Origin of the sequence: Methylocella sp. (assembly GCF_044226135.1) — a bacterium.
Classification (GTDB): domain Bacteria; phylum Pseudomonadota; class Alphaproteobacteria; order Rhizobiales; family Beijerinckiaceae; genus Methylocapsa.
Genome location: NZ_JBGAHM010000011.1, coordinates 46,467 through 69,158, shown reverse-complemented (window position 1 = coordinate 69,158; position 22,692 = coordinate 46,467). Strand labels below are relative to the sequence as shown.

The window sequence follows — 22,692 nt, the reverse complement described above, 5'->3', positions numbered from 1 at the left end:
TCGATGCGCCGGTTTTGCGTCGGCCTCGGCGCGGCGCTGCTCATCTTCGCCGGCGCGTCGGCGCGCGCCGACGAGGCCTTCGTCACCGAGCAGGGCGGCGACAGCCTCGCCGTCCTCGACCTTTCGACCGGAAAGGTCGCGGCGCGGCTCGCCATCGGCGGGCGCCCGGCCGGAATCGCCATGTCGCCCGACGGTCGCTTCGCCTATGCGACGAGCACCGAGGGCAAATTCGTCTCAATCGTCGACGCCGCCGAACGCAAGCTCGTCGCGAAGATCGACATGCCCGACACGCCGCTCGGAATCGCCGTCTCGCCCGACGGCAAATTCCTCTATGTGTCGGGCTTCTTCCAGCCCTTTCTCTACAAGCTCGACCTCGCGCGGCGCGCCATCGTCGCAAGAGCCGAGATCGGCGCTTCGCCGTCGGGCGTGGCGGTGACGCCCGACGGCGCGCTGATCGCGGTCTCCGCGCGCGACGACGACGCGCTGACCCTCGTCGACGCGGCGCGTTTCGCGCCGGTCGCGAAGGTTCCGGTCGGCCGTCATCCGTTCGGGGTCGTCATCGACGCCGAGGGCGCGCGGGCCTATACGGCGAATGTCGAAAGCGACAATGTTTCGGTCGTCGACCTCAAGGCCAGGACGCGGATCGGCGACGTCGCGACCGGCCAGCGGCCCTATGTGGTCGCGCTCGCCGACGGGCGCGGCTTCGTCACCAACCAGTATTCCGGCACGGTCTCGACCTTCGATCTTGCGACGCTGAAGCCCATGGGCGGCGTCGAGGTCGGCGACCATCCCGAAGGCGTCGAGGCGAGCGCCGACGGACGCACGCTCTATGTCGTCAACTGGGGCTCGAACGACGTCTACGCGATCGACGCGCGGACCCTCAAGATCGAGAACAGGTTCGGGGTCGGAGACGGACCGCGCGCCTTCGGCCTGTTTTTGCGCCGCACGCCCTGAGGCGCCGCCGCGCGCGCCTTCGGCCCGACCGCCGGGCGCCCGCGTCTGTTTTGCAGAGGCGCTAAAGGTCCGCGAGCGTCCGCGGCGGCTCGTGGGCGAGGCTTTCGGGCTCGGCGTGGCCGACGATGCGCATGATCTGCGGAAAGGCGGCTCTCGCCTTGCGTTCGAGCGCGTCGACCTGCTCATGCGCGGCGTCGACGCTGAGCTCCGGATCGACGCAGCAGTGATAATTGACGAACAGGCCGGCCGGGGTCTCGCGCACGCGCACGTCATGCACGTTCGAGGGCGCGCCGAGCTCGCGCGCGATCCAGCCGAGCGTCTGCTCGATCCGGGTCAGGGTCTCGGCCGGCGCGTCGGCGCCGGGGAGCTGGCGCGGCTCGAGCGGCTCGATATGGCTCTCGACCTCGACGTTCGCGCCCAGCTCGCGGCGAATCTCGGCTTCGAGGATCGAGGCGATCTCATGCGCGTCGCCGAGCGACATGCGTCCGTCGACCTCGAGGTCGAAGCTGACCGAGGCGTGGCCGGCGATCTCCTGCGCGGTGACGTGATGGATCGGCACCCGCCGCTTCGCCGCGATCAGCAGGATGCGTTCGAGAATCGTCTCGCTGTCGAGCGCGACCGGCCTCGCCCCGACGGTGAGCGAGACTTCGGGATGGGCGGCCCTGACGGCGCCGGCCGCGCGCGCCTTGATCGTGGCGACATGCTCCTGCGCCAGCGTGCGGGGCACGGCGATCTCGAGCTCGCCCAGGACTTCGGCTCCGGCCGGGCGCAGGCGCAGCGAATCGATCCTGATGACGCCCTGCACCTCGGCGGCGACGCGCCAGACCTTTTCGGTGAGGCCGTGCGGCGCGGCGTCGGTCAGCGCGGAGACGGTGCGCCGGCCGATGTTGAAGCCGGCGACGCCGATGAAGCCGGCGACGCAGAGGGCGGCGACGGCGTCGCCCTGGGGATAGCCGAAGCGGGCGGCGGCGAGGCCCAGGATGGCGAGCGAGGAGGCGACGATGTCGCTCGAAAAATTCAGCGCGTCGGCGGCGAGCGCCTCGCTTCCCGTGTCCCGGGCGACCCGGCTCAGCACGCGCCAGCGCCAGGAATCGACCGCGATCGAGCCGAACAGGACGGCGAAGACGAGCGGGCTCGCCTCGACCTCGACGTCGCCGGCGAGAAACCGGCGTGTCGCCTCGATCAGGATGAAGGCGGCGAGCGCGAACAGAAAGCCCGTCTCGATCAGCGCCGCGAGCGGCTCGACCTTGCCATGGCCATAGGGGTGGTCGTCGTCGGCCGGCTTGTTCGAGACGCGGATGGCGAAATAGGTGAGGGTCGTGGTGACGACGTCGCCGAAATTGTTGCCGGCCTCCGACATGACGGCGAGCGAGCCGGAGACGACGCCGGCGGCGAGCTTGAGGCACGCCATGCCGAGGCTGATGAAGATCGAGACCAGCGCGACGCGCTCCTTGCGCGCCTGGGCGTCGCCGCGGTCTCCGCCTGGCGCGGAGCCCGGGGCGGCGGGGCTCGGGGGATGGGACATGACGCCTCGCAGAACCGCGGCGGACGCCGCGAGCTTTCCATGCTATATCGCGCGCGCCCTTGCAATAAGCGCGCTTGGCGCGGGAGTATCGTCATGGAATATCTCCACACCATGGTGCGGGTGTCCGATCTTGAAAAATCGCTCGAGTTCTATACGCGCCTGCTCGGCCTAGAGGAGGTGCGCCGCAGCGACCATGAGGCGGGGCGCTATACGCTGGTTTTCCTCGCGGCGCCTGGCGACGTCGAAAGGGCGCGCGCCGAGAAATCGCCGATGCTCGAACTGACCTACAACTGGGACGCGGAGACCTATGGGGGCGGCCGCAATTTCGGCCATCTCGCCTTCGCCGTCGACGATATCTACGCCGTCTGCGATCGTCTGATGACGGCCGGCGTCGCGATCAACCGGCCCCCGCGCGACGGGCGCATGGCCTTTGTGCGCTCGCCCGACGCGATCTCGATCGAGCTTCTGCAGAAGGGCGGCGCGCTGCCGCCGCGCGAGCCCTGGGCCTCCATGGCCAACACGGGAGTCTGGTAGGTGGAGCGCCCTCCGATCCTGCTGCGCCCGGGCGAAGTGGCGGATCGCGCCCCGCCCGGGCGCAGCGCCTATTTCCTCGACGTCGACGGCACCCTGCTCGACATCGCGCCCCGGCCCGAGGACGTGCGCGCCGACCCCGGGCTCAGGACGCTCATTGAAACGCTCGCGCGCGAGGCCGGGGGGGCGCTGGCGCTCGTCAGCGGCCGCGCCATCGACGACCTCGACCGCATTTTCGCGCCGCTGGTTTTGCCGGCGGCGGGGCTGCACGGGGCGGAGATCCGCTTTTTCGACGGGACGCGCGAGGCCGCCGCCGAGGTGATCGCCGATTTCGCCCGCGCCCGCCTGCGCGTCTTCGCCGCCGCCCATCCGGGCCTGCGCGTCGAGGACAAGGGCGCGGCGATCGCGCTGCATTACCGGCAGCGGCCGGACCTTGCGGCGGAGGCCCTCGCGTTCATGGAGGCGCTCGCCGACGGGCCGGACCTCGTCGTCCAGCCGGGCAAGATGGTCGCGGAGCTGAAGCAGGCCGGCCACAGCAAGGCGACGGGGATCGCCGCGCTGATGGCGCAGGCTCCCTGCGCGGGGCGCGCGCCGCTGTTTGCGGGCGACGATCTGACCGACGAGGCCGGATTTTGCTATGTGGACGCCCATGGCGGCGTCTCGGTCAAGATCGGCGGGCCGGACGTCGTGACCCGGGCGCGATTCCGCCTCGAATCGCCGCAGGCGCTGCGCGCCGAACTCGCCGTCGCCGCCCATCCCGCGGCGAAGCCGGAGGCGCCCGCCGCCCCCTCAAAAAACTGACCGCGTCCGGCCGGACGCGGTCGCGGGTCCTCATTTGCGACGGCCCGCCGCGAAAGGCGGGCCGTTGGCGCATGCGCCTCAGTAGCGCGCGGTGACGTTGCCGTCGCAGATCCAGGTCACCCGCCAGCGCCAGCCGGCCGGGGTGTCGACCGGGCGCACGTCGAAGCATTCCGCCGGCGGACGATGATAGACATAGCCGTACGGGTAGGGCCGGCCGAAGAAAGGCATGCCATCGACGTCGCCGAGCGAATTGGCGAAGGCCGCGGCGGGCGCCGCCGCGGCGAGCGCGAGGCCGAAGAGGCTGGAAACAAGCTTGCTGCGCGCCATCGGCCGCCACCCCTGAAAAGACAATCCGTGAATCTCCCGTCGATTTTGTCACGCCGCCGCCGGCCCGGCAAGGCGTGAGCGCGAGCTTCGCCGCTCGCTCCGCGCCTCCTGCGCGCCCGATGTGCATTTCGCCCGCAAATGTGGCCCCAAGGCCACTCTCGCGCCCGCCGCGCCGGCCCGCGCCGGGCCGCCTCCTGCGCGAAGGCTCTGGCGCCACGCTTGCATGGATGGTCGCGTTCAATGGCAGGTCCCCAACTTGAGCAACGCCGCGTTCATCATGCCTCCGGGCGTTCGATGCGCGGCGTCTTTTTTTGCAGACGCAACCTCGGGCTCCGGGGTTTTCGCGAAGACATGAGGCGTCATGAGTGAAGCGCTCGTCGTCGTCGGCCAGGGCATGGCCGCCACGCGGTTCGTCGAGGAGCTGTCGAAACGGGCGCTCGGGCGCTACGCCGTCATCGTCATCGGGGCCGAGCCGTTTCGCGCCTATAACCGGGTCATGCTGTCGTCGCTGCTTGCGGGCGAGATCGCCGCGGCCGACCTCGAGCTGAAGCCGCAGGACTGGTGGGCCGGCCGGGGCGTCACCAATCTCTTCGGCGCGTCGGTCGCGTCGATCGACCGCGCCGGAAAGACCGTGACCCTGGAGAACGGCGCGACGCTCTCCTACGCCAAGCTCGTGCTCGCGACCGGCTCGCATCCGATCCGGCTGCCGAAGCCCGGCATGGACCTGCCCGGCGTCATCACTTTCCGCACCATGGGCGACGTCGACGCCATGCTGGCCGAAGCCCAGCCGGGGCGCCGCGCCGTGGTCGTCGGCGGCGGTCTGCTCGGGCTCGAGGCGGCCTATGGACTCGCCAAATCGGGCGCGAAGGTCACGCTGCTGCATCTCATGGACCGGCTGATGGAGCGCCAGCTCGACGCGCCGGCGGCGAAGCTCCTGCTCAAGGCGATGGAGGCCAGGGGCGTCGAGGTCCTGCTCGGCGCCGACACGGCGGCGGTCGAGGGCGACGGCCGGGCCGAGACGGTGCGCCTGACCGACGGCCGCGCGATTCCCGTCGATCTCGTCGTCTGCGCGGTCGGCGTGCGGCCGAACGCCGACCTCGCCCGCGCCGCCGGGCTTGAGGCCAACCGCGGCGTGCTGGTCGACGACGCCATGGGAACCTCCGACCCCGACATTTTCGCGCTCGGCGAATGCGCCGAGCATCGCGGCGTCGCCTATGGCCTCGTCGAGCCCGCCTATCAGCAGGCGGCGATTCTGGCGCGCAGGCTCTCGGGCGACTTTTCGGCCGCCTTCGCCGGCGCCGTGCTGGCGACGAACCTCAAGGTCGCCGGCGTCTCGCTGTTTTCGGTCGGCGACTTCATGGGCGAGGGCGAGGGCAAGGAGACGATCGTCTTCGACGACCCCTCGGCCGGAATCTACAAGAAGCTCGTGGTCAGCGACGGCCGGCTCGTCGGCTCGGTGCTCTATGGCGACGCCGGCGACGGGCTGTGGCACCAGGCGCTGATCCGCGAGGGCGCCTCGATCGAAGGTTTCCGCGACACACTGATCTTCGGCCGCTCGGTCGTCGAAAGCGAGGCCGCATGAACGAACAAAGCTCCCTCCGCGCCGCCGCCGCGCTCGCGCGCAATTCGGCGACGCGCACGACCTGCCCCTATTGCGGCGTCGGCTGCGGCGTGCTCGCGTCGCCGGACGGCTATGGCGGGGCGCAGATCGCGGGAGATCCCGAACATCCGGCGAATTTCGGACGGCTGTGCTCAAAAGGCTCGGCGCTCGGCGAGACGCTGGGGCTCGAGACGCGCCAGCTCTTCCCCATGATCGACGGGGCGCGGGCCGGGTGGGACGACGCCATCGACCGTGTGGCCGAAGGCTTTTCGCGCATCGTCGCCGAGCACGGGCCGAACGCGGTCGCCTTCTATCTTTCGGGCCAGCTGCTCACCGAAGATTATTATGTCGCCAACAAGCTCATGAAGGGCTTCATCGGCTCGGCCAACGTCGACACCAATTCGCGCCTGTGCATGTCGTCGTCGGTCGCCGGCCACAAGCGCGTCTTCGGCGCCGACACCGTGCCCGGCTGCTACGAGGATCTCGACGAGGCCGATCTGCTCGTCCTCGTCGGCTCCAACGCCGCCTGGTGCCATCCGATCCTGTTCCAGCGCATGGTCAAGGCGCAGGAGACGCGCGGCGCGAAGATCGTCAACGTCGATCCGCGCCGCACCGCGACGAGCGAGGCGGCGGCGCTCGAGCTTTCGATCCGCCCTGGCAAGGACGCCGCGCTGTTTTGCGGGCTTCTCGCGCATCTCGCCGACGCCGGCCGGCTCGACCGCGCCTTCATCGCCGACCATACGCAGGGCTTCGACGCGGCGCTGGCGCGGGCGCGCGAGCTTGCGCCGGACGTCGCCGCGACCGCCGCCGAAACCGGCCTCGCGCCCGAGGACGTGGCGCGCTTCTTCGAGATGTTTTCTTCGACCGAGCGCGTGGTCACGCTCTACAGCCAGGGCGTCAACCAGTCGGCGCAGGGAACGGACAAGGTCGTCTCGATCCTCAACTGCCATCTGGCGACGGGCCGCATCGGCCGGCCGGGCATGGGGCCGTTCTCGCTCACCGGCCAGCCCAACGCCATGGGCGGGCGCGAGGTCGGCGGGCTCGCCAACCAGCTTGCGGCGCATATGGGCTTCTCGCCGCCCGAAATCGACCGCGTGCGCCGCTTCTGGAACGCGCCCCGCATGGCGCGGGAGGAAGGCCTGACGGCGGTCCCGATGTTCGACGCGATCGCGCGCGGCGAGATCAAGGCGCTGTGGGTCATGGGCACCAATCCGGCCGTCAGCCTGCCGCGCGCCGATTATGCGCGCGAGGCCATGCGCCGGCTGGAGCTGTTCGTGGTTTCGGAGAACGTCGCCTCCAACGACACGCTGGACGCGCGCCCGCATGTCGTCTTCCCCTCCGCCGCCTGGGGCGAAAAGGACGGCGCCGTGACCAATTCGGAGCGCCGCATCTCGCGCCAGCGCGCGTTCCTGCCGCTGCCGGGCGAGGTTCGGCCAGACTGGCGGGCGATGTGCGGCGTGGCCAAAAAGATGGGATTTTCGGGCTTCGACTATGAGAGCCCGGCCGAAATCTTCGCCGAACATGCAAGGCTGTCCGCCTTCGAGAACGACGGGACGCGCGATTTCGACCTTTCGGGCCTCGTCGGCCTGAGCCCCGAGGCCTATGACCATATGGCCCCGGCGCAGTGGCCGCTGCGGCCCGAGGCCTCCGGAGGCCAGAAGCGCTTCTTCGCCGAGGGCGGGTTCTTCGCCGCGGGCGGCAGGGCCAGTTTCATCGCCGTCGAGCGGCCGCGCCTGCCCGCAGAGACGAGCGAAGACTATCCGCTTCTGCTCAACACCGGACGCATGCGCGACCAGTGGCACACCATGACCCGCACCGGCCTGTCGCAGCGCCTCGGCGGCCACATGAGCGAGCCGAAGCTTTCGATCCATCCGGCCGACGCGGCGCGGGCGGGCGTCGCGGACGGCGGCCTCGCGCGGGTTTCGAGCGCCCATGGCGCGGCGATCTACCGCGTCGCCGTCACGCCCGCGCAGGAGGAAGGGGCGATCTTCGCGCCGATCCACTGGAACGACGAGACGGCGAGCTTCGCGCGCACCGGCGCGCTGGTCCACCCCTTCGTCGACCCCTTCTCGAAACAGCCGGACTCCAAGGCGACGCCGGCGCGGGTCGCCCCCGTCTCCCATGCGCGGACGGGCTTCCTTCTGGCGCGCGCCCGCGCCCGCCTCCCGCGCGACTCCTATTGGGTCTGGGAGGCGGTTCAGGGCGGCTATGCGGCGAAGCTCGAAACCGACGCCGCGGACGAGTTCTGGGTCGCCGCCCTGCGGACGCTCGCGCCCGAAAACGCCGAATTGGTCAGCTTCGCGGACGCGGCGCGCGGCGTCCGTCGCGCGGCGCTCGTCTCGGGCGGCCGGCTCGCCGCCGCCCTGTTTCTTGCGCCCGCGGGCGACGCGACGGGCTGGACCGCGCTGCGCGGCGCCTTCGCCGCCGACACCCTCGACGCCGCGACGCGCCGGACCATGCTTTCCGGCCGGAGCGTCGGCGGCGGCCCGGATCTCGGCCCCAACGTCTGCGCCTGCTTCGGCGTGCCGCAAGGCGCGATTCTCGCCGCCATCAGGGACGGCTGCCGCGATCCGGCGGCGATCGGCGCGCGGCTCAAGGCCGGAACGAACTGCGGCTCCTGCATCCCCGAGATGAAACGCATGATCGCCGCCTGCGCGGCCGAGCTCGAGACGGCCGGCTGAGGCGCGCGCCTCAGCCCGCCCGCACGCCTTCAGGCGGCGTTCTGCAGCGTCGCCATGTCGATGACGAAGCGATATTTGACGTCGCTCTTCAGCATCCGCCCATAGGCCCTGTCGATTTCCCGCATCGCGATCATCTCGACGTCGGCGACGAGGCCGCGCTCGGCGCAGAAGTCGAGCATCTCCTGCGTCTCGGCGATCCCGCCGATCAGCGAGCCGGCGAGCGAGCGTCGCCCGAAGATGAGGCCGGCGACGTTGGGGGAGGGATGCGGCGTCGCCGGCACGCCGACCACGGTCATCGTCCCGTCGCGCTTCAGCAGCGCGATGAACGGGTCGAGATCGTGCGGCGCGGCCACCGTGTTCAAAATAAAGTCGAAGGAATTGGCGTGCGCGGCCATCTCGTCGGGATTTTTCGACACGATCACCTCGTCGGCCCCGAGCGCCCTGGCCGCCGCGACCTTGCCCGGCGAGGTGGTGAAGGCCGCCGTATGGGCGCCGAGCGCATGAGACAGCTTGACGCCCATGTGGCCGAGCCCGCCGATGCCGACGACGCCGACCTTTTTGCCGGGGCCGGCGCCCCATTTGCGCAGCGGCGACCAGGTGGTGATTCCGGCGCAGAGCAGGGGCGCGACGGCGGCGAGATCGGTCTCCGCGTGGCTGACTTTCAGCACGAAGCGTTCGTCGACGACGATGTGCGCCGAATAGCCGCCATAGGTGTTCTCGCCGACGCCGGTCGTCGCGCCGTTGTAGGTCGCGACGAAGCCATGCTCGCAATATTGCCCGACCCTGAATTTCGTCACGTCGCCGCCGACGGCGGCGACGCGGCCGACGATCTCATGGCCGGGAACGCAGGGGTAACGCGTGCCGGGCCATTCGCCGCGCGCGGTGTGAAGGTCGGAATGGCAGACGCCGCAGAAGAGAATGTCGATGGCGACGTCGCTTTGGCCCGGCGCGCGGCGGTCGATCTCGAAGGGCGCGAACGGCGTCGTCGCCGCCTGCGCCGCATAGGCTTTCGTTCGCATGGGCTCATCTCTCGATTGAGGGGCTGCGGCCGCGGTTTCGCGCGGCTCGGCTCACCCGGGTTTTGCGGTATTTTCGCGCATCGCGCCAGAGCGGGCGGTCGAGGCTTGACCGCGGTCGCGCCCGGGCTTCATCTCGACCGGGACACGGCGGGAAGCGCGCGATGACGGCGACGATCTACGGCATAAAAAATTGCGACACGATGAAGAAGGCGCGCGCCTGGCTCGACGGCCGCGGCGTCGCCTACGCCTTCCACGACTACAAGGCGGCGGGGATCGACCGGGCCCGCCTCGAAGCCTGGACGCGCGAAATCGGCTGGGAGAAGCTCCTCAACCGCTCCGGGACCACCTTCCGCAAGCTGCCCGAGGCCGAGAAGACGGGCCTCGACGAAAAAAGGGCGATCGCCCTGATGCTGGCGCAGCCGTCCATGATCAGGCGCCCCGTGCTCGATCTCGGCGAACAGCTCGTCGTCGGGTTCAGGCCGGAGCTCTATGAAGCGTCTTTCGGCTGAGGGCCCGATTCCACATTGACGCGCCTGACGCGCCACGAAGGACGTTCGCCGCATGAATCACGAACCCAATTTTCTGCCGCCCGACCTCGCGCAGACCCGTCCCGGGCTTGGCGTGCTGCGGATGGCGGCGCTGTTCGCCGAAAGCGCCGGCGAGCCGGACGACGACGCGCTCGAAGCCATGTTCGACCAGACCGAGCGGGGCGCTCTGGGGCGCGTCGCGCCGGCCGAGATGTGGCCCGAGCTCGTGCGCGGCCTCATGGCGCCGTTCCCGTCGCGCATGATCCGCGCGCTGCGCGACAGCGGCGCGCTCGAAGTCGCGCTGCCCGAAGCGGACGCGCTCTATGGCGTGCCGCAGATCGCCGACGATCCGGCGGGGGTCGATCTTGGCGAGCATCTGCAGAACGCGCTCGACGAGGCGGCGCGCCGCGACGCGCCGCTGCCCGTGCGCTTCGCGCTTCTCGTCATGAATTTCGGCAAGTCGGATTCGCCGCCCGAGCATTTGCCGGCGCATTATCGCCATATCGAGCGCGGGCGCCCGCGCATCGAGGACGTCGCCGCGCGGTTTGGCGCGCCGCACGACTGCCGCGAACTGGCGCTCCTGACGCTCGCCGAATGCGAGCGCGTCCATCGCGCCTCCGAGGTCCGCGCCGGCCCCGTGGCCATGATGCTGGAGCGTCTTGGCGCCTTCGACGCGCCCGGGCTTTACGACGCGCTGCTGCAGGCCTGCGCCTGCGACTATGGCGCCTATCCCGGCCGCGCGGGCCAGCCCTATCCCAAGGCGGCGCTGCTCGAAACGGCGCGGGCGGCCTGCGCGGAGATCGACGAGAACGCGCTCAGGGCGGGCCTCGACGCCGAGAAAGCGCTCGAAGCGACGCGCGCCGCGCGCGCGGCGGCGATCGCGAAGGCTTTCCGCTCGCAGCGCTGGTCGGCGTGAAAAAGCGTGTTTTCACGCTGGACAAAAGCGCGGAGGCTCCCCTATAAGGCGCTTCTCGCAAGCGCCGAAGGCGCGAGGGCCCAGGTAGCTCAGTTGGTAGAGCATGCGACTGAAAATCGCAGTGTCGGTGGTTCGATTCCGCCCCTGGGCACCAAAATCCTTTCCGGCAACGTCTGATCATATCCGTAAATGACAGATATATAAAGCTTTTCGCGCGTTCCGTGTGCGAGCCTGTCCCGCGCGGTCCGCTTGAATCCAGCAAAATCGTTGGTAGGTTTGTTGGTGTCCTGCGACACCAACTCCGCCCCGTACCAACATGGCGCTTTCCGATATCCAACTGAAGAAGGCCAAGCCGGGCGCGAAGCTGTTCATGCTTTCGGACGGCGGCGGCTTGCAGCTCTGAGTTCACCCTGACGGCGCGGCGCGGCTTGAGTTTGCCAATCGCGCCGTGTAACGGCAATCTCAGCTTGATCTTAATAATGCCGAAGCATTCTCTGGCCGGACGACAGGACATGGGAAACTCCGATATCATGGTCACGAACGGTCAAATCACCGAAGCCGGCGAGCGCGACGACGCGGCTTCGCATGGGCTTCGGCCGGAATTTTTCAGCCGCCGGACGTTCCTGACCGGCTCCGCCGCCGGCCTCGGCGCGCTCGGGCTCGCCGGCTGCGCGACGACTGACGATCTGGTCCGGGCCCAAGCGGCGAAGCTCTACGGGCCCGTGCCCGACAAGAAATTCCCGATCCCGGCCGTCGACGTCGCCAAGCTCGATCCGAAATATGTTCGCCGGACGGTGCGCTACGACAGCAGGGAGGCGCCCGGCACGATCGTCATCGATCCCGCAAATTATTATGTCTACCGCATCGAAGGCGACGGAAACGCCACGCGCTACGGCGCCAATGTTCCCCGCAAGGGCTTTTTGTGGAACGGCGACGTTTACGTCGGGCGCAAGGCGGAATGGGCGACCTGGACCCCGCCCAAGGAGATGATCCAGCGGCAGCCGGAAGCGGCCAAATATGCCGCCGGCATGCCCGGCGGCCTCGACAATCCGCTCGGCGCCCGCACGCTCTATCTTTATCAGAACGGCAAATACACGGTCTGCACGATCTATGCGACCAGCGACCCCGAGTCGATCGGGAAGGGCGTCACCAGCGGCTGCACCGGCCTTCTCACGCAGGACATGATCGACCTTTATGACCGCACGCCGGTCAAGACGAAGGTGATCATCATGCCGGCATAGGCGAGGGCGTCATCTCCGGCCCGGGAGCGCCGGAGTCGCCGTCGTTTGGATCGAAGCCGCCCCCGTGGGGCGCGGGAGCTTTGGCGGACCGGCGGGCGTTTTCCCGATCGCGCCGCGTCGCGTTCAGGCGGCGACAGGGCGCTTCCAAGTCCGGAGCGCGCGCCTATATTGGCCCTATGGCCGACAGCTCGCCCGATCTGAAAGCGTTTCTCGTCTCCACGCCTTTCTTCGGCGGCCTTTCGGACGCAAGCCTTGATCTGCTGATCTCGATGCTGGTCGAGCGCCGGTTCGACGTCGGAGCCGTCGTCGTGTCCGAGGGAGAGCCCGGCCGGTCGATGTATGTCGTTCACGCCGGCGAGCTCGCCGTGAGCAAGCTCGGGCGCTCCGGGCGCGTGATCCGCATGGCGGGCTTCGGGCCGGGCGATTTCTTCGGCGAGATGACGCTCATCGAAATGCACAATCGATCGGCCACCGTCGTCGCGGAAAGTCCGACTCTGCTGTATGAGCTGACAGCCCGAAACCTTTACGCTTACTACAAGGCGGACATCCACGCCTATGTAATGGTGATGCTGAACATCAACCGTGAGCTTTGTCGGCGGCTCCGCCGCGCTGACGACCGCATCGCCGAATTGACGGACGCCTCGACCGGGTGAGGCGCGGGCGCCGGCCGTCGTCAGCCGGCTCGCGCCGCAACGGGCGCTCAGGGGGCAGGGCGGCAGGACGTGGCGTGGCCTTCGCGCGTCAGGGTCGCGCCGCGCCCTTTCGACCAGAACTCCATGGCCGCGTCGGCGTAGCGGCCTCCGTCCGCCGAGGCGGCTTGCGCGAGCGTGACCGTTCGTCCGTCCGCAAAGCGCAGCGTGACGGCGCCGGGCGCCTCAATTCCCCCGACGAAGCTCGCGGCGATTTTCGAGCCGTCGTCGCAGAGATAGCGCGCCTCGACGGCCAGGGCGCCGGGGGCGTGGAAACCCGCAGCCGCGGCCGCGACGCAGGCCAGAAAGGCGTTTGCGCGCATCGATGTGACTCTTTCTGTCTCCAGGGCCGCAGGGCGGCCGTCCGACGCCCGCGCCGGCGGCGAGAAAGGTTTCATGCCGCCGGCCCTCTGTCCATTAAAGCTTCTGCGTCCCCGCAGGATCGAACCGCGCCGCGCCGGCGCCATTCTAGCACGTCGGCTGGATAGGCCGCAGCCTTCATGGCGCGCGCAAAATAAGCCCGCGACCATCGCATCCGGGGGGCGTCCTGCGGCTGCCCCACCGCGGCCGCGATCGCCTCGAGGCTGATCGGGCGCCCCGCATGGCCGCAGTCGCCCTCCGTCACTTCATTGACGACGGTGAGCGGACGAGGCCAGGGGCTCCGCGCCTGCGTAAAGCGGGCGCGAGCCTTCGCCGCTGCGCGCCTGAGGGCGCCGGACCTGTCATGGCATGACCGGCGGATGATGGGCGAAGGTCGCCATCAGCGCCGCCGCGAGCGTCAGCACGACCGGAAAATGGATGAGGAACTGCACCGACGTGTAGCCGACGAGGTCTTTCGACTTCAGCCCGAGGACGCCGAGCAGGGGCAGCATCCAGAACGGATTGAGGAGGTTCGGCAGGGTCTCGGCGATGTTGTAGACCATCACCGTCCAGCCGAGATGGGCGCCGACCTCATTGGCCGCCTTCATCACGTAAGGCGCCTCGATCACCCATTTGCCGCCGGCCGACGGAATGAAGAAGCCGAGCAGCGCGGAATAGAGCCCGACGACAAACGAAAAGCTCGTCGCGCCCGCAGAGGCGCCGACGAACCCGTGGGCGATCGAGTCGGACAGGCTGTGGCCGGCGCCGTTCTGCGCCTTGGTCAGGATCTGCGCGATGCCCGCATAAAAGGGAAACTGCAGCAGCACGCCCGCCGCGCTCGGCATGGCGCGGGAGAAGGCGTCGAGCAGGCTGCGCGGGCGCCAGTGCAGCAGGACGCCGAGCGTCAGGATGACGAAATTATAGGTGTTGAGGCCCGACAGGGCGATGAGCGGATTGCCCGACGAAAACGTCAGCCACAGCCAGCCCCCGGCGAGCAGCGCCACGACCACGGTGAGGACCGGCGAATGTTCGAGGACATCGCCCGGCCGGGTCGCGCGCGGCGGCGTGGCCGGGGCGTCGTCGTCAAGGGCCACGCCAAGGTCCTGCGCAGTCTTTCCGGCGCCTTCCGCAGGGGCGCTGAAATGGCAGATCGCCGCCGACAGGGCGAGCACGACGAGAAGCGTCACGCCGTTCTGCCAGGTGAGGATGGTTTCGTTGAAGCCGATCACGCCGGTGATCGGCAGCAGGCTCGGCGGGATCGAGGCGGCGTTGGCCTGGAGCTGCGCGGCCGAGGAGGAGACGCCGAGCGTGAAGCCGCAGCCGAGGCCGAGATAGCCGGCCGCGCCGGCGGCGCGATAGTCGAGCCGGATGTCGGCGCGGCGCGCGATCGCCCTCACGAGAAGGCCCGAAAAAATGAGGCTCAGGCCCCAGTTGACGAGCGACAGAAGGATCGAGAGCAGGCCGATGAAGACGACCGCGCCGCGCGCGGTCTTCGGCGCCAGGGCGAGGCGGCGCAACGCCTTCGCCGCCGGCGGCGACACCGCGACGACATAGCCGCCGATGGCGACGAAGGCCATCTGCATGGTGAAGGGGATGAGGTTCCAGAAGCCGTCGCCGAAGGCGCGGCTGACGGCGATCGGCGCGGCGCCGTGCAGGATCGCGCCGGCCGCCACCGCCGTCACGGCGATGAGCACGAACACATAGGCGTCAGGAAACCAGCGCTCGGCGAAGGCCACCATGCGCCCGGCGAAACGCGCGAGCACGGTCGCCCGTGCGCCGTCGGCCGCGTCGTGCTTCCTGATGTCGGACATGTCATCGCTCCCGGCGGGGCCTGCGCCGCGCCTGTCCGGCCAACGGCGAACGCCGCCGCCCCGTCGCCCCCGGTCCATGAATCATGTCGCGAAAGAATCATGTCGCGAAAGAATAATGGCGCAAAAATCATAACGCGCGCGGCGCCGGCGCCGCCAGAGCGGGGACGCGCGCCGGCGCCGCGCTCCAGATCGTCATGCGGGCGCCGGTTCACGAAGGGCGCCTGATGGCTTAGGGTCCGGCGCGCCGCTCTTGCGCAGGGAGACCAACATGACGCTCAACGCCGCGCCGTCAGGCGCCTTTCATCTCGGGGCCGCCACGGTGCGTCGGCTTGGCTTCGGCGCCATGCGGATCGTCGGCAAGGGCGTCTGGGGCGAACCGGCCGACCGGCGCGAAGCCCTCGCCGTGCTGCGCCGGCTGCCCGAACTCGGGGTCAATTTCATCGACACGGCCGACAGCTACGGGCCTTTCGTCAGCGAGGAGCTGATCGCCGAAGCGCTGCACCCTTATGACGGGCTCCTGATCGCCACCAAGGGCGGGCTGGCCCGGCTCGGGCCCGACGTCTGGGCGCCGGTCGGGCGGCCTGAATATCTGCGCCAATGCGTGCTGATGAGCCTGCGCCGCCTCAAGGTCGAGCAGATCGGCCTTTGGCAGCTCCATCGCATCGACCCCAAAGTGCCGCGCGAGGAGCAGTTCGGCGTGATCGCCGACATGCAGAAGGAAGGGCTGATCCGCGACGTCGGCCTGAGCGAGGTTTCGGTCGAGGAGATCAAGGCCGCGCAGGCCTATTTCAGGGTCGTCTCGGCGCAGAACCTCTACAATCTCGTCGACCGGCGCAGCGAGGCCGTGCTCGATTTCTGCGCGGGCGAGGGGATCGGCTTCATCCCGTGGTTTCCGCTGGCGGCGGGAAAGCTCGCGCGTGAGGGGAGCCTGCTCGACAGGATCGCGCGCGGCAGGGGCGCGAGCCCGAGCCAGGTCGCGCTCGCCTGGGTTTTGAAGCGCAGCCCCGTCATGCTGCCGATCCCCGGCACGGGAAGCGTGCGGCACCTTGAGGAAAACGTCGCCGCCGCGGCCCTGACGCTGACCGACGAAGAGTTCGCCCGGCTCGACGCGGAGGGCAGGGCCGCCGCCGACTGAGCGGCCGGGCCTGCGCCTGGCGCCATGAAAACAGGCCCGCCGGGTCGCCTTTCGGCGTCGGGCGTGCTAGCTGACGGGCCGCGCGGCCCGCCGCGCGCCTTCGCCGCCGCGCTGACGCAAGAGACACATGACCGATTTTTTCCGCGAAGTCGACGAGGACTACCGCCGCGAGCGGATCATCCAGTTCTGGACGAAATACAAGGCGCTGATCATCGTCCTCGCCTTGCTGATCGTCGTCGCGACGGGCGGATGGCGGCTCTATCGCCATATCGAGACCTCCGCCGCAGAAGCCGCGGGCGCGCGTTTCCAGGCGGCGACGCAACTGGCGCAGGAGGGCAAGACGGCGGAGGCCGAGGCGGCTTTCCGCGACATCGCGAAGAACGGCCCCAGGGGCTACGCCACGCTCGCGCGGCTGCGCGTCGCCGAGGCCGAGGCCGCGCGCGATCCGGCCGCGGGCGTTTCAGCCTTCGACGCGATCGCCGCCGACCAGAGCCTCGCGCCGTCGTTCCGCGACCTCGCGCAGCTGCGGGCCGCCGCGCTGCGCGTCGACAGCGAAGACCCGAAGGCGTTCGAGGAAAAATACCGCGCGCTGGCGGGCCCGTCCTTTGTTTATCACGACATGATGCGCGAGCTGCTCGGCCTCGCGGCGCTGAAGCGGCAGGATTATGAGGCCGCCGGCCGCTGGTTCGAGATGGTGTTGGCCAACCCGCAGGCGCCGTCCGCGCTGCGCCAGCGCGCCGAGGCTTTTTTGGGCATCGTGCAGGCCGGCAAGCTCGTCGCGCCGCCGCCGGCTCCGGCCGAGCCGGCGCCGTCCGTCGCTCCCGCCGAAGCGCCCGCGGCTCCCGCCGAAGCGCCCGCGGCTCCCGCCGAAGCGCCCGCGGCTCCCGCCGAAGCCCCGGCGACGCCGAAGGCCGAGGGCGCCCCCGCTCCGGCTGCGGAGGCCGCGCCTGCCGCGCCTGAGACTGCGCCCGCGCCGGCCGAAGCGCCGAAGGCGGACGCCGCCGCGCCGGAGGCCGCCAACCCTCAATCGCCCGAGCCTCAGTCCGCCAAGCCGGCCGTCGAACAGCCGGCCGAGGCTCCCGCCGCCGAGGCGAAGCCCGAGACCGCGCCCGCGCCGGCCGCGCCGGCGGCGACCCCGGACTCCGCCCCGGAACCCGCGCCCGCCCCCTCGGCGCCGGCGCATGAGCAGCCTTCGCAATAATGTTCACCGTCGCCGTCATCGGCCGCCCCAACGTCGGCAAATCGACCCTGTTCAACCGGCTCGTGGGCAAGAAACTCGCGATCGTCGACGATCGGCCGGGCGTGACGCGCGACCGCCGCGAGGGCGAGGCGAAGCTCGGCGACCTGACCTTCACGATCATCGACACCGCCGGGCTCGAGGAGGGCCCCCAGGAGTCGCTCTCGGGCCGCATGCGCGCCCAGACCGAAAAGGCGATCGAGGCGGCCGACGCCGTGTTCTTCCTGTTCGACGCGCGCCAGGGGCTCACGCCCGACGACCGCGTCTTCGCCAATCTCGTGCGCCGCGCCGACAAGCCGCTGATCCTGATCGCCAACAAGGCCGAGGGCCGCGTCGGCGAGGCGGGCGCGATCGAAGGCTATGATCTCGGCCTCGGCGACCCCGTGCCGCTTTCGGCCGAACATGGCGACGGCTTCGCTGAACTTTACGCCGCCCTGCGCGAGGCCCTCCCCGAGCTCACCGAAGAGCCCGACGAGGACGACGAGCGCGCCGCGCCGCTCGTGCTCGGCGACGAGGAGGACGGCTCGGAGCTCGATCCGACCAAGCCGCTGCGCATCGCCGTGATCGGGCGCCCCAACGCCGGCAAGTCGACGCTGCTGAACCGCGTGCTCGGCGAGGAGCGGCTGCTCACCGGCCCCGAGCCCGGCCTCACGCGCGACACCATCGGCGTCGAGTTCGAGTGGGGCGGTCGCAAGGTCAAGATGTTCGACACGGCCGGCCTGCGCCGCCGCGCCAAGGTCGAGGACAAGCTCGAAAAGCTCGCCGGCCATGACGCCCTGCGCGCGGTGAAGTTCGCCGAGGTCGTCGTGCTGCTGCTCGACGCCACCATCCCGTTCGAAAAGCAGGACCTGACGCTCGCCGACCTCGTCGAGCGCGAGGGCAGGGCGCTCGTCATCGGCCTCAACAAATGGGATCTGATCGAGAACCGCGGCGCGAAGCTGCCCGAGCTGCGCGAAGACGCGGCGCGGCTGCTGCCGCAGGTCAGGGGCGCGCCGGTCGTGCCGCTCTCGGGCGCCTCGGGCGAAGGCGTCGAGCGGCTGATGCAGGCGATCTTCCGCGTGCATGAGGTCTGGAACAGGCGCATCGCCACGGCGAAGCTCAACCGCTGGCTCGCCGGCGCGCTGGAGCAGAGCCCGCCGCCCGCCGTCTCCGGCCGGCGCATCAAGATCCGCTACATCACCCAGCTGCGCGCCCGCCCGCCTTATTTCCTGCTGTTCGGCAACCAGCTCGACGCCCTGCCGACGAGCTATGAGCGCTACCTCGTCAACGGGCTGCGGCAGACGTTCGATCTTCCCGGCGTGCCGATCCGCATTTCGAAAAAAACCAGCGACAACCCTTACGCCGGCAAGAAGCCGAAGCGGACCTGAGCCTTGCGCGAGGCATGGGAAAGGGCCGCGCCGCCGCTCGAACCGCGCGCGGCCTCCGTCGCCGCCCTCGTGCGCGCGGCCTTTCCGGGCGCGACGCCGCTGCGCTTCGAGCCGGCGCGCGCGGGGCTCGTCAACGACAATTTCCGGCTGGAGCTTGACGGCGCCGCGCCGCGCTTCGTCCTGCTGCGCTACTGGCGGCGCGGGCCGGCGCAGGCCGGCATGGAGGTCGCGCTGCTGCGCCGCCTGCGGCCGGGGCTGCCGGTCCCGGAGGTCATTTTCGCGCGCGCGGCCGATCCCGACTTCGGCCTGCCCTGCGCGCTGCTCGAATGGATGGAGGGCGAGCGGCTCGACCTCGCCGCCAAAGGCGCGGGCGGCGTCGAGGTCGCGGCGCTCGGCCGCGCCGCCGGCGCGCTGCTCGCCCGCGTCCATGAGACGACTTTCGCGCGGCTGGGATTTTTTGACGAACATCTGTCGCCGGCCGCAGGCTATGACGCAAGCGTCGAGGGACAGCTCGCATGGCTCGCGTCGACCTGCGCCGCGCCGTTCGCCAGGGCGCGCTTCGGCGACGGGCTGTTCGACCGGCTCATGGCGTTCGTGGCGCGGCGCGGCGCGGCGCTTGCCTCGGACTGGGCGCTGAAGCCCTGCCTGAGCCATGGCGATTATGATCCGAGCAACATTCTGGTGCGCCGCGGCCCCGACGGCTTCGAGGCCGCGGCCGCGCTCGACTGGGAGTTCGCCTTCGCCGGCGGCCCGGCCTTCGACTTCGGCCATCTGCTGCGCCCGCCGCTTGGCGACGACGCGCGATTCATCGACGCGCTCTGCGCGGCCTATCGCGCGGCCGGCGGGGTTTTGCCCCCCGACTGGCGCGAGGCGGCGCGGGTCGCGGACCTGCTGTCATGGGCCGATTTTCTGGCCCAGCCCTTTTGCGGCGCGGCGGCCGCCCGTTCCGCGCGCGACATGATCGAGCGCCTGACCGGGGAGCGCGTCGCGCCGTCGCGCGGCTGAGACGTTCATGTCGGAGAACGCCGCAATGTCGAACAACCCCGCCATGTCAGAAAGAGCCGCCATGTCTCCTCCGGCCGCGCCCGGCTGTTCCCGCAGGGCCTCGTCGAACCCATGACCGCCGCCGCCTTCCCGTCCTGGCTCGTGATCCTGGCGATCATCTCGCTGCTGCTCGCGATCCTGTGCGTCGCTTTCATCGTCATCGACGAGACGCGCCGGCCGCAGCGGCGATGGGTCATGAATCTGGTCTGGCCGCTGACGACGCTGTTTGGCGGCCCTCTGTGGCTCGCCTTTTATGCGCGCTGGGGGCGCGCCGGGGCGCCGCCGGCCCCTGCGCGCGAGCCGGTCGCGCGCGGCTTGCGGGTCAATTGCTGCGGCGTCGGCGTCGTGCTCGGCAATTTCGCCGGCGAGACGCTCGCCCTCGTTTTTCCGCAGATTGCGCCGGCCTTCGGCTTCGGCACGCTGTTCAAGGAGCCAATCTTCGCGGTCTGGGCCTTCGACCTCGTGCTGGCGCTCGCGTTCGGTCTTGCGATCCAGGCGAAGGCCACGCCGCGGCGGACGATCTCCGAGATCGTGCGGTCCGACGCGATTTTGATCGTCGTGTGGCAGCTCACGGTTTTCGCCGCCATGGGCGGCGCGCAATTTTTCTGGCTGCGCCCGGCCTTTGGCGGCCTTACCGGCCCGGGCGACTTCGTGTTCTGGTTCGTCCTCCAGATCGCCATGCTGTGCGGATTTGCGGCCGCGTTTTTTGTCGGGGGCCTTTTTTCGCCTTCGAACGAGGATGAAAAGATGCGGGCGTGAGGTCCGCCTATGCGCCCTTCATGGAACGATGTGTGGAGCAGACATGAGCTATCGTCGCCGCAGGCCCGCCAGGAAACACGCGCCAGCCGTCCGCAGCCCGCATGAGGCGGCGGCGCCGGAGCCCGGGCGCGCCGCGCCGATAAAGGCGGCGGCGAAGCCCGCGCCGGGGCAGGGCGCCTCGGGGCGGCACGCGCCGGGACAAAACACGTCGGGCGTCGCGATCAGCGGAATTCCGGCGGCGATTCTGCGCGCGGCCATCATCGTCATTCTGGCGGTGAACGCCGTGTTCGGGCCGCCCTATCGCCTGCTGCTCGGCTGGGCGGCGCAGCTTCGGCTGATGCGGCGGTTCGAGGCGTTCGTCGCGGCGCTGCCGCCCTACGCCATCCTCGCCGCGCTCGCCGCGCCCTTCGCCTTCGCCGAGCCCGCGAAGATCTATGCGCTGCTCCTGTTCGCGCAGGGGAGCTGGATCAAGGGCGCCGTGGTCATGACGCTCGCCTATGCGTTGAGCCTCATCGTGCTCGAACGCGGCTATTCCGCCGGCCGGGAGAAACTGCGCCGGATCGGCTGGTTCGCGCGCGTGGCCGATTTCGCGGCGCAGACGCAGCAGCGCTTCTACGCCTTCGCGCGCGCCTCCCGGGCCTACGCCCTGTTCATGGAGACGAAAGCGCGGCTCGCGCCGCTGACGCGCGAGGTTTCGGCCGGCGCCGCCGCCGTCTGGGCGAGGCTGCGCGCCCGATTCGCACGCTGAGCCGGCCTTGCCGCCGCGCGGCCGGGCTTCTATTTTGGCGCTCCGACGGGATCTGACATGACCGGACCTTCGCCCCGACACGATTTCGGCCCGCGCCATGGCCGCCAGAGCTTCGCGCATGAGGGCGAGGACGACGCCGACGCCTTCGGGCCGCCGCCCGTCCGGCGGCCGCGCTTTCGCGCCGTGCCGTTGCGGGTCATCCTGCCCAATCTCGTGACCCTGCTCGCGCTGTGCATGGGGCTCACGGCGATCCGCTTCGCCATGGAGGGCAATTTCGAGATCGCCGTGATCGCCGTGATCGTCGCCGCCGTGCTCGACGGGCTCGACGGGCGCATCGCGCGCGCCCTGCGGGGCACGACGCGTTTTGGGGCGGAGCTCGATTCGCTGGCGGATTTCGTGGATTTCGGCGTCGCGCCGGCGCTTGTCCTGTATTTCTGGGGCCTCGACGCCTTCAAGAGCTTCGGCTGGTTCGCGGCGCTCGTCTTCGCCATCGCGGCGGCGCTGCGCCTCGCCCGCTTCAACGTGACGGCCGACGACCCGAACCGCCCGGCCTGGGCCGCCCATTTCTTCACCGGCATGCCGGCGCCGGCCGGCGCGATCGTGGGCCTTCTGCCGATCTACCTCAATCTTTCGGTTCTCGGCGTCCCCGCCAACAGGGCGACCGTCGTTTTCTATATTGTCTATCTGATCGGCGTCGCGCTCCTGATGGCGAGCCGGATTCCGCATTTTTCCGGCAAGAAGATCGGCCGCGTGCCACGCGACTATGTGATCGTGGTGATGTTCGGCGCGATCGCCTGCCTGCTGCTGCTCGCGACCTTCCCGATGGAGATGCTGATCGCCCTGTCGCTCGCCTATCTCGCCTCGATTCCCTTCGCGGTGCGCCGCTTCAGGGCCTATGAGGCGGCCGACGCCGCCGCGCCGCCCAAAATTTGAGCCGCCCGCCGCGGCGTCGCGACGCGGCTGTTCACAAATTCGCCGTTCTCGATTAGGGTCCGCGGCGACCGTCGTCCCGGCCGCCGATTTCCAGGCGCCGCGGACGGATTCTGCGCCGAAATCTGAAGCCTCGCCTGAACTCCTGCGGCAAGCTTTGGCGCTCGCCGAAAGGTCCCGACCGTCATGGCCGGGCGCGTCGGCGGGCCGGCGCGCAGCCGCAAGGACGCATATGTCGAAGGAAGAACTGCTCGAATTTCCGGGGGTCGTCGTCGAACTCCTGCCCAACGCGACCTTCAGGGTCCAGCTCGAGAACGAGCATGAGATCATCGCCCACACCGCCGGCAAGATGCGCAAGAACCGCATCCGCGTCCTCACGGGCGACAAGGTTCTCGTCGAAATGACGCCCTATGACCTGTCCAAGGGACGCATCACCTATCGCTTCAAGTGAGGCGCCGTCGATGACGGCTCCGCGCCGCCCCGCCTTTTT

22 protein-coding genes and 1 tRNA gene are annotated in these 22,692 nt (G+C 69.8%); 18 read left to right on the top strand and 5 right to left on the bottom strand.

Going from position 1 to position 22,692, the window contains the following annotated elements; genetic code table 11:
* Positions 1 to 3 precede the first annotated feature (3 nt).
* On the top strand, positions 4 to 954 hold the full coding sequence (locus ACILRB_RS07410; protein WP_395665658.1) for a YncE family protein: 951 nt from the start codon (positions 4 to 6) through the stop codon (positions 952 to 954).
* 61 nt (positions 955 to 1,015) lie between these two features.
* Here the strand turns inward: ACILRB_RS07410 and ACILRB_RS07405 are convergent, their stop codons facing one another.
* Positions 1,016 to 2,479 (bottom strand): cation-efflux pump, encoded by a 1,464-nt coding sequence (locus tag ACILRB_RS07405; protein ID WP_395665657.1) that lies wholly within the window; start codon positions 2,477 to 2,479, stop codon positions 1,016 to 1,018.
* A gap of 93 nt (positions 2,480 to 2,572) precedes the next feature.
* Here ACILRB_RS07405 and gloA point away from each other — a divergent pair, with 93 nt between their 5' ends.
* Together gloA and otsB are read left to right on the top strand one after the other, a co-directional pair.
* Entirely contained in the window at positions 2,573 to 3,013 is a 441-nt protein-coding gene (gene gloA, locus ACILRB_RS07400) for a lactoylglutathione lyase (protein ID WP_395665656.1), read from the top strand.
* Positions 3,014 to 3,811, top strand: a complete 798-nt coding sequence (gene otsB, locus ACILRB_RS07395; RefSeq protein WP_395665655.1) for a trehalose-phosphatase — start codon at positions 3,014 to 3,016, stop codon at positions 3,809 to 3,811.
* Positions 3,812 to 3,889: 78 nt separating this feature from the next.
* Here the strand turns inward: otsB and ACILRB_RS07390 are convergent, their stop codons facing one another.
* Positions 3,890 to 4,138, bottom strand: a complete 249-nt coding sequence (locus ACILRB_RS07390) for a hypothetical protein (protein ID WP_395665654.1) — start codon at positions 4,136 to 4,138, stop codon at positions 3,890 to 3,892.
* A 361-nt stretch (positions 4,139 to 4,499) separates the two neighbouring features.
* On the opposite strand from ACILRB_RS07390, the gene ACILRB_RS07385 reads away from it, so the two are divergent.
* Together ACILRB_RS07385 and ACILRB_RS07380 are read left to right on the top strand one after the other, a co-directional pair.
* Positions 4,500 to 5,720 (top strand): NAD(P)/FAD-dependent oxidoreductase, encoded by a 1,221-nt coding sequence (locus tag ACILRB_RS07385; protein WP_395665653.1) that lies wholly within the window; start codon positions 4,500 to 4,502, stop codon positions 5,718 to 5,720.
* Positions 5,717 to 8,419 (top strand): molybdopterin-dependent oxidoreductase, encoded by a 2,703-nt coding sequence (locus ACILRB_RS07380; protein ID WP_395665652.1) that lies wholly within the window; start codon positions 5,717 to 5,719, stop codon positions 8,417 to 8,419. The genes ACILRB_RS07385 and ACILRB_RS07380 overlap by 4 nt, the downstream gene beginning before the upstream one ends.
* A gap of 29 nt (positions 8,420 to 8,448) precedes the next feature.
* On the opposite strand, the gene ACILRB_RS07375 is transcribed toward ACILRB_RS07380, so the two are convergent.
* A complete protein-coding gene (locus ACILRB_RS07375) occupies positions 8,449 to 9,438 on the bottom strand; it encodes an NAD(P)-dependent alcohol dehydrogenase (RefSeq protein ID WP_395665651.1) in 990 nt (329 codons plus the stop codon).
* Between the two features lie 161 nt (positions 9,439 to 9,599).
* Here ACILRB_RS07375 and ACILRB_RS07370 point away from each other — a divergent pair, with 161 nt between their 5' ends.
* From ACILRB_RS07370 to ACILRB_RS07350, 5 genes are all read left to right on the top strand, one after another.
* Positions 9,600 to 9,947, top strand: coding sequence for an ArsC family reductase (locus tag ACILRB_RS07370; protein WP_395665650.1), 348 nt, complete (start codon positions 9,600 to 9,602; stop codon positions 9,945 to 9,947).
* A 52-nt stretch (positions 9,948 to 9,999) separates the two neighbouring features.
* Positions 10,000 to 10,881 carry a tRNA nucleotidyltransferase gene (locus ACILRB_RS07365; protein WP_395665649.1) on the top strand — a complete coding sequence of 294 codons (882 nt, stop codon included), beginning with the start codon at positions 10,000 to 10,002 and terminating at the stop codon, positions 10,879 to 10,881.
* Between the two features lie 78 nt (positions 10,882 to 10,959).
* Positions 10,960 to 11,035: transfer RNA gene (locus ACILRB_RS07360), tRNA-Phe, on the top strand.
* A gap of 358 nt (positions 11,036 to 11,393) precedes the next feature.
* Entirely contained in the window at positions 11,394 to 12,122 is a 729-nt protein-coding gene (locus ACILRB_RS07355; protein WP_395665648.1) for a L,D-transpeptidase, read from the top strand.
* Between the two features lie 176 nt (positions 12,123 to 12,298).
* Entirely contained in the window at positions 12,299 to 12,775 is a 477-nt protein-coding gene (locus ACILRB_RS07350; protein ID WP_395665647.1) for a Crp/Fnr family transcriptional regulator, read from the top strand.
* A 47-nt stretch (positions 12,776 to 12,822) separates the two neighbouring features.
* On the opposite strand, the gene ACILRB_RS07345 is transcribed toward ACILRB_RS07350, so the two are convergent.
* Positions 12,823 to 13,134, bottom strand: a complete 312-nt coding sequence (locus ACILRB_RS07345; RefSeq protein WP_395665646.1) for an MliC family protein — start codon at positions 13,132 to 13,134, stop codon at positions 12,823 to 12,825.
* A 399-nt stretch (positions 13,135 to 13,533) separates the two neighbouring features.
* Positions 13,534 to 14,982 (bottom strand): short-chain fatty acid transporter, encoded by a 1,449-nt coding sequence (locus tag ACILRB_RS07340; protein WP_395665645.1) that lies wholly within the window; start codon positions 14,980 to 14,982, stop codon positions 13,534 to 13,536.
* A 268-nt stretch (positions 14,983 to 15,250) separates the two neighbouring features.
* On the opposite strand from ACILRB_RS07340, the gene ACILRB_RS07335 reads away from it, so the two are divergent.
* The 8 genes from ACILRB_RS07335 to infA all read left to right on the top strand — a co-directional run bounded on the left by ACILRB_RS07335 (position 15,251) and on the right by infA (position 22,653).
* The gene (locus ACILRB_RS07335) at positions 15,251 to 16,117 is read left to right on the top strand and encodes an aldo/keto reductase (protein ID WP_395665644.1); all 867 of its coding nucleotides are present in this window, start codon (positions 15,251 to 15,253) and stop codon (positions 16,115 to 16,117) included.
* Positions 16,118 to 16,244: 127 nt separating this feature from the next.
* Entirely contained in the window at positions 16,245 to 17,318 is a 1,074-nt protein-coding gene (locus ACILRB_RS07330; protein ID WP_395665643.1) for a tetratricopeptide repeat protein, read from the top strand.
* A complete protein-coding gene (der, locus tag ACILRB_RS07325) occupies positions 17,318 to 18,721 on the top strand; it encodes a ribosome biogenesis GTPase Der (RefSeq protein ID WP_395665642.1) in 1,404 nt (467 codons plus the stop codon). The genes ACILRB_RS07330 and der overlap by 1 nt, the downstream gene beginning before the upstream one ends.
* A gap of 3 nt (positions 18,722 to 18,724) precedes the next feature.
* Positions 18,725 to 19,726 (top strand): phosphotransferase family protein, encoded by a 1,002-nt coding sequence (locus ACILRB_RS07320; RefSeq protein WP_395665641.1) that lies wholly within the window; start codon positions 18,725 to 18,727, stop codon positions 19,724 to 19,726.
* A gap of 111 nt (positions 19,727 to 19,837) precedes the next feature.
* The gene (locus ACILRB_RS07315; RefSeq protein ID WP_395665640.1) at positions 19,838 to 20,524 is read left to right on the top strand and encodes a DUF4396 domain-containing protein; all 687 of its coding nucleotides are present in this window, start codon (positions 19,838 to 19,840) and stop codon (positions 20,522 to 20,524) included.
* Between the two features lie 43 nt (positions 20,525 to 20,567).
* A complete protein-coding gene (locus ACILRB_RS07310) occupies positions 20,568 to 21,272 on the top strand; it encodes a hypothetical protein (RefSeq protein ID WP_395665639.1) in 705 nt (234 codons plus the stop codon).
* 57 nt (positions 21,273 to 21,329) lie between these two features.
* Positions 21,330 to 22,205 (top strand): CDP-diacylglycerol--serine O-phosphatidyltransferase, encoded by an 876-nt coding sequence (pssA, locus tag ACILRB_RS07305; protein WP_395665638.1) that lies wholly within the window; start codon positions 21,330 to 21,332, stop codon positions 22,203 to 22,205.
* A gap of 229 nt (positions 22,206 to 22,434) precedes the next feature.
* Positions 22,435 to 22,653: a translation initiation factor IF-1 gene (gene infA, locus ACILRB_RS07300; RefSeq protein WP_102844496.1), complete on the top strand. Its 219-nt coding sequence runs from the start codon at positions 22,435 to 22,437 to the stop codon at positions 22,651 to 22,653.
* Positions 22,654 to 22,692 lie beyond the last annotated feature (39 nt).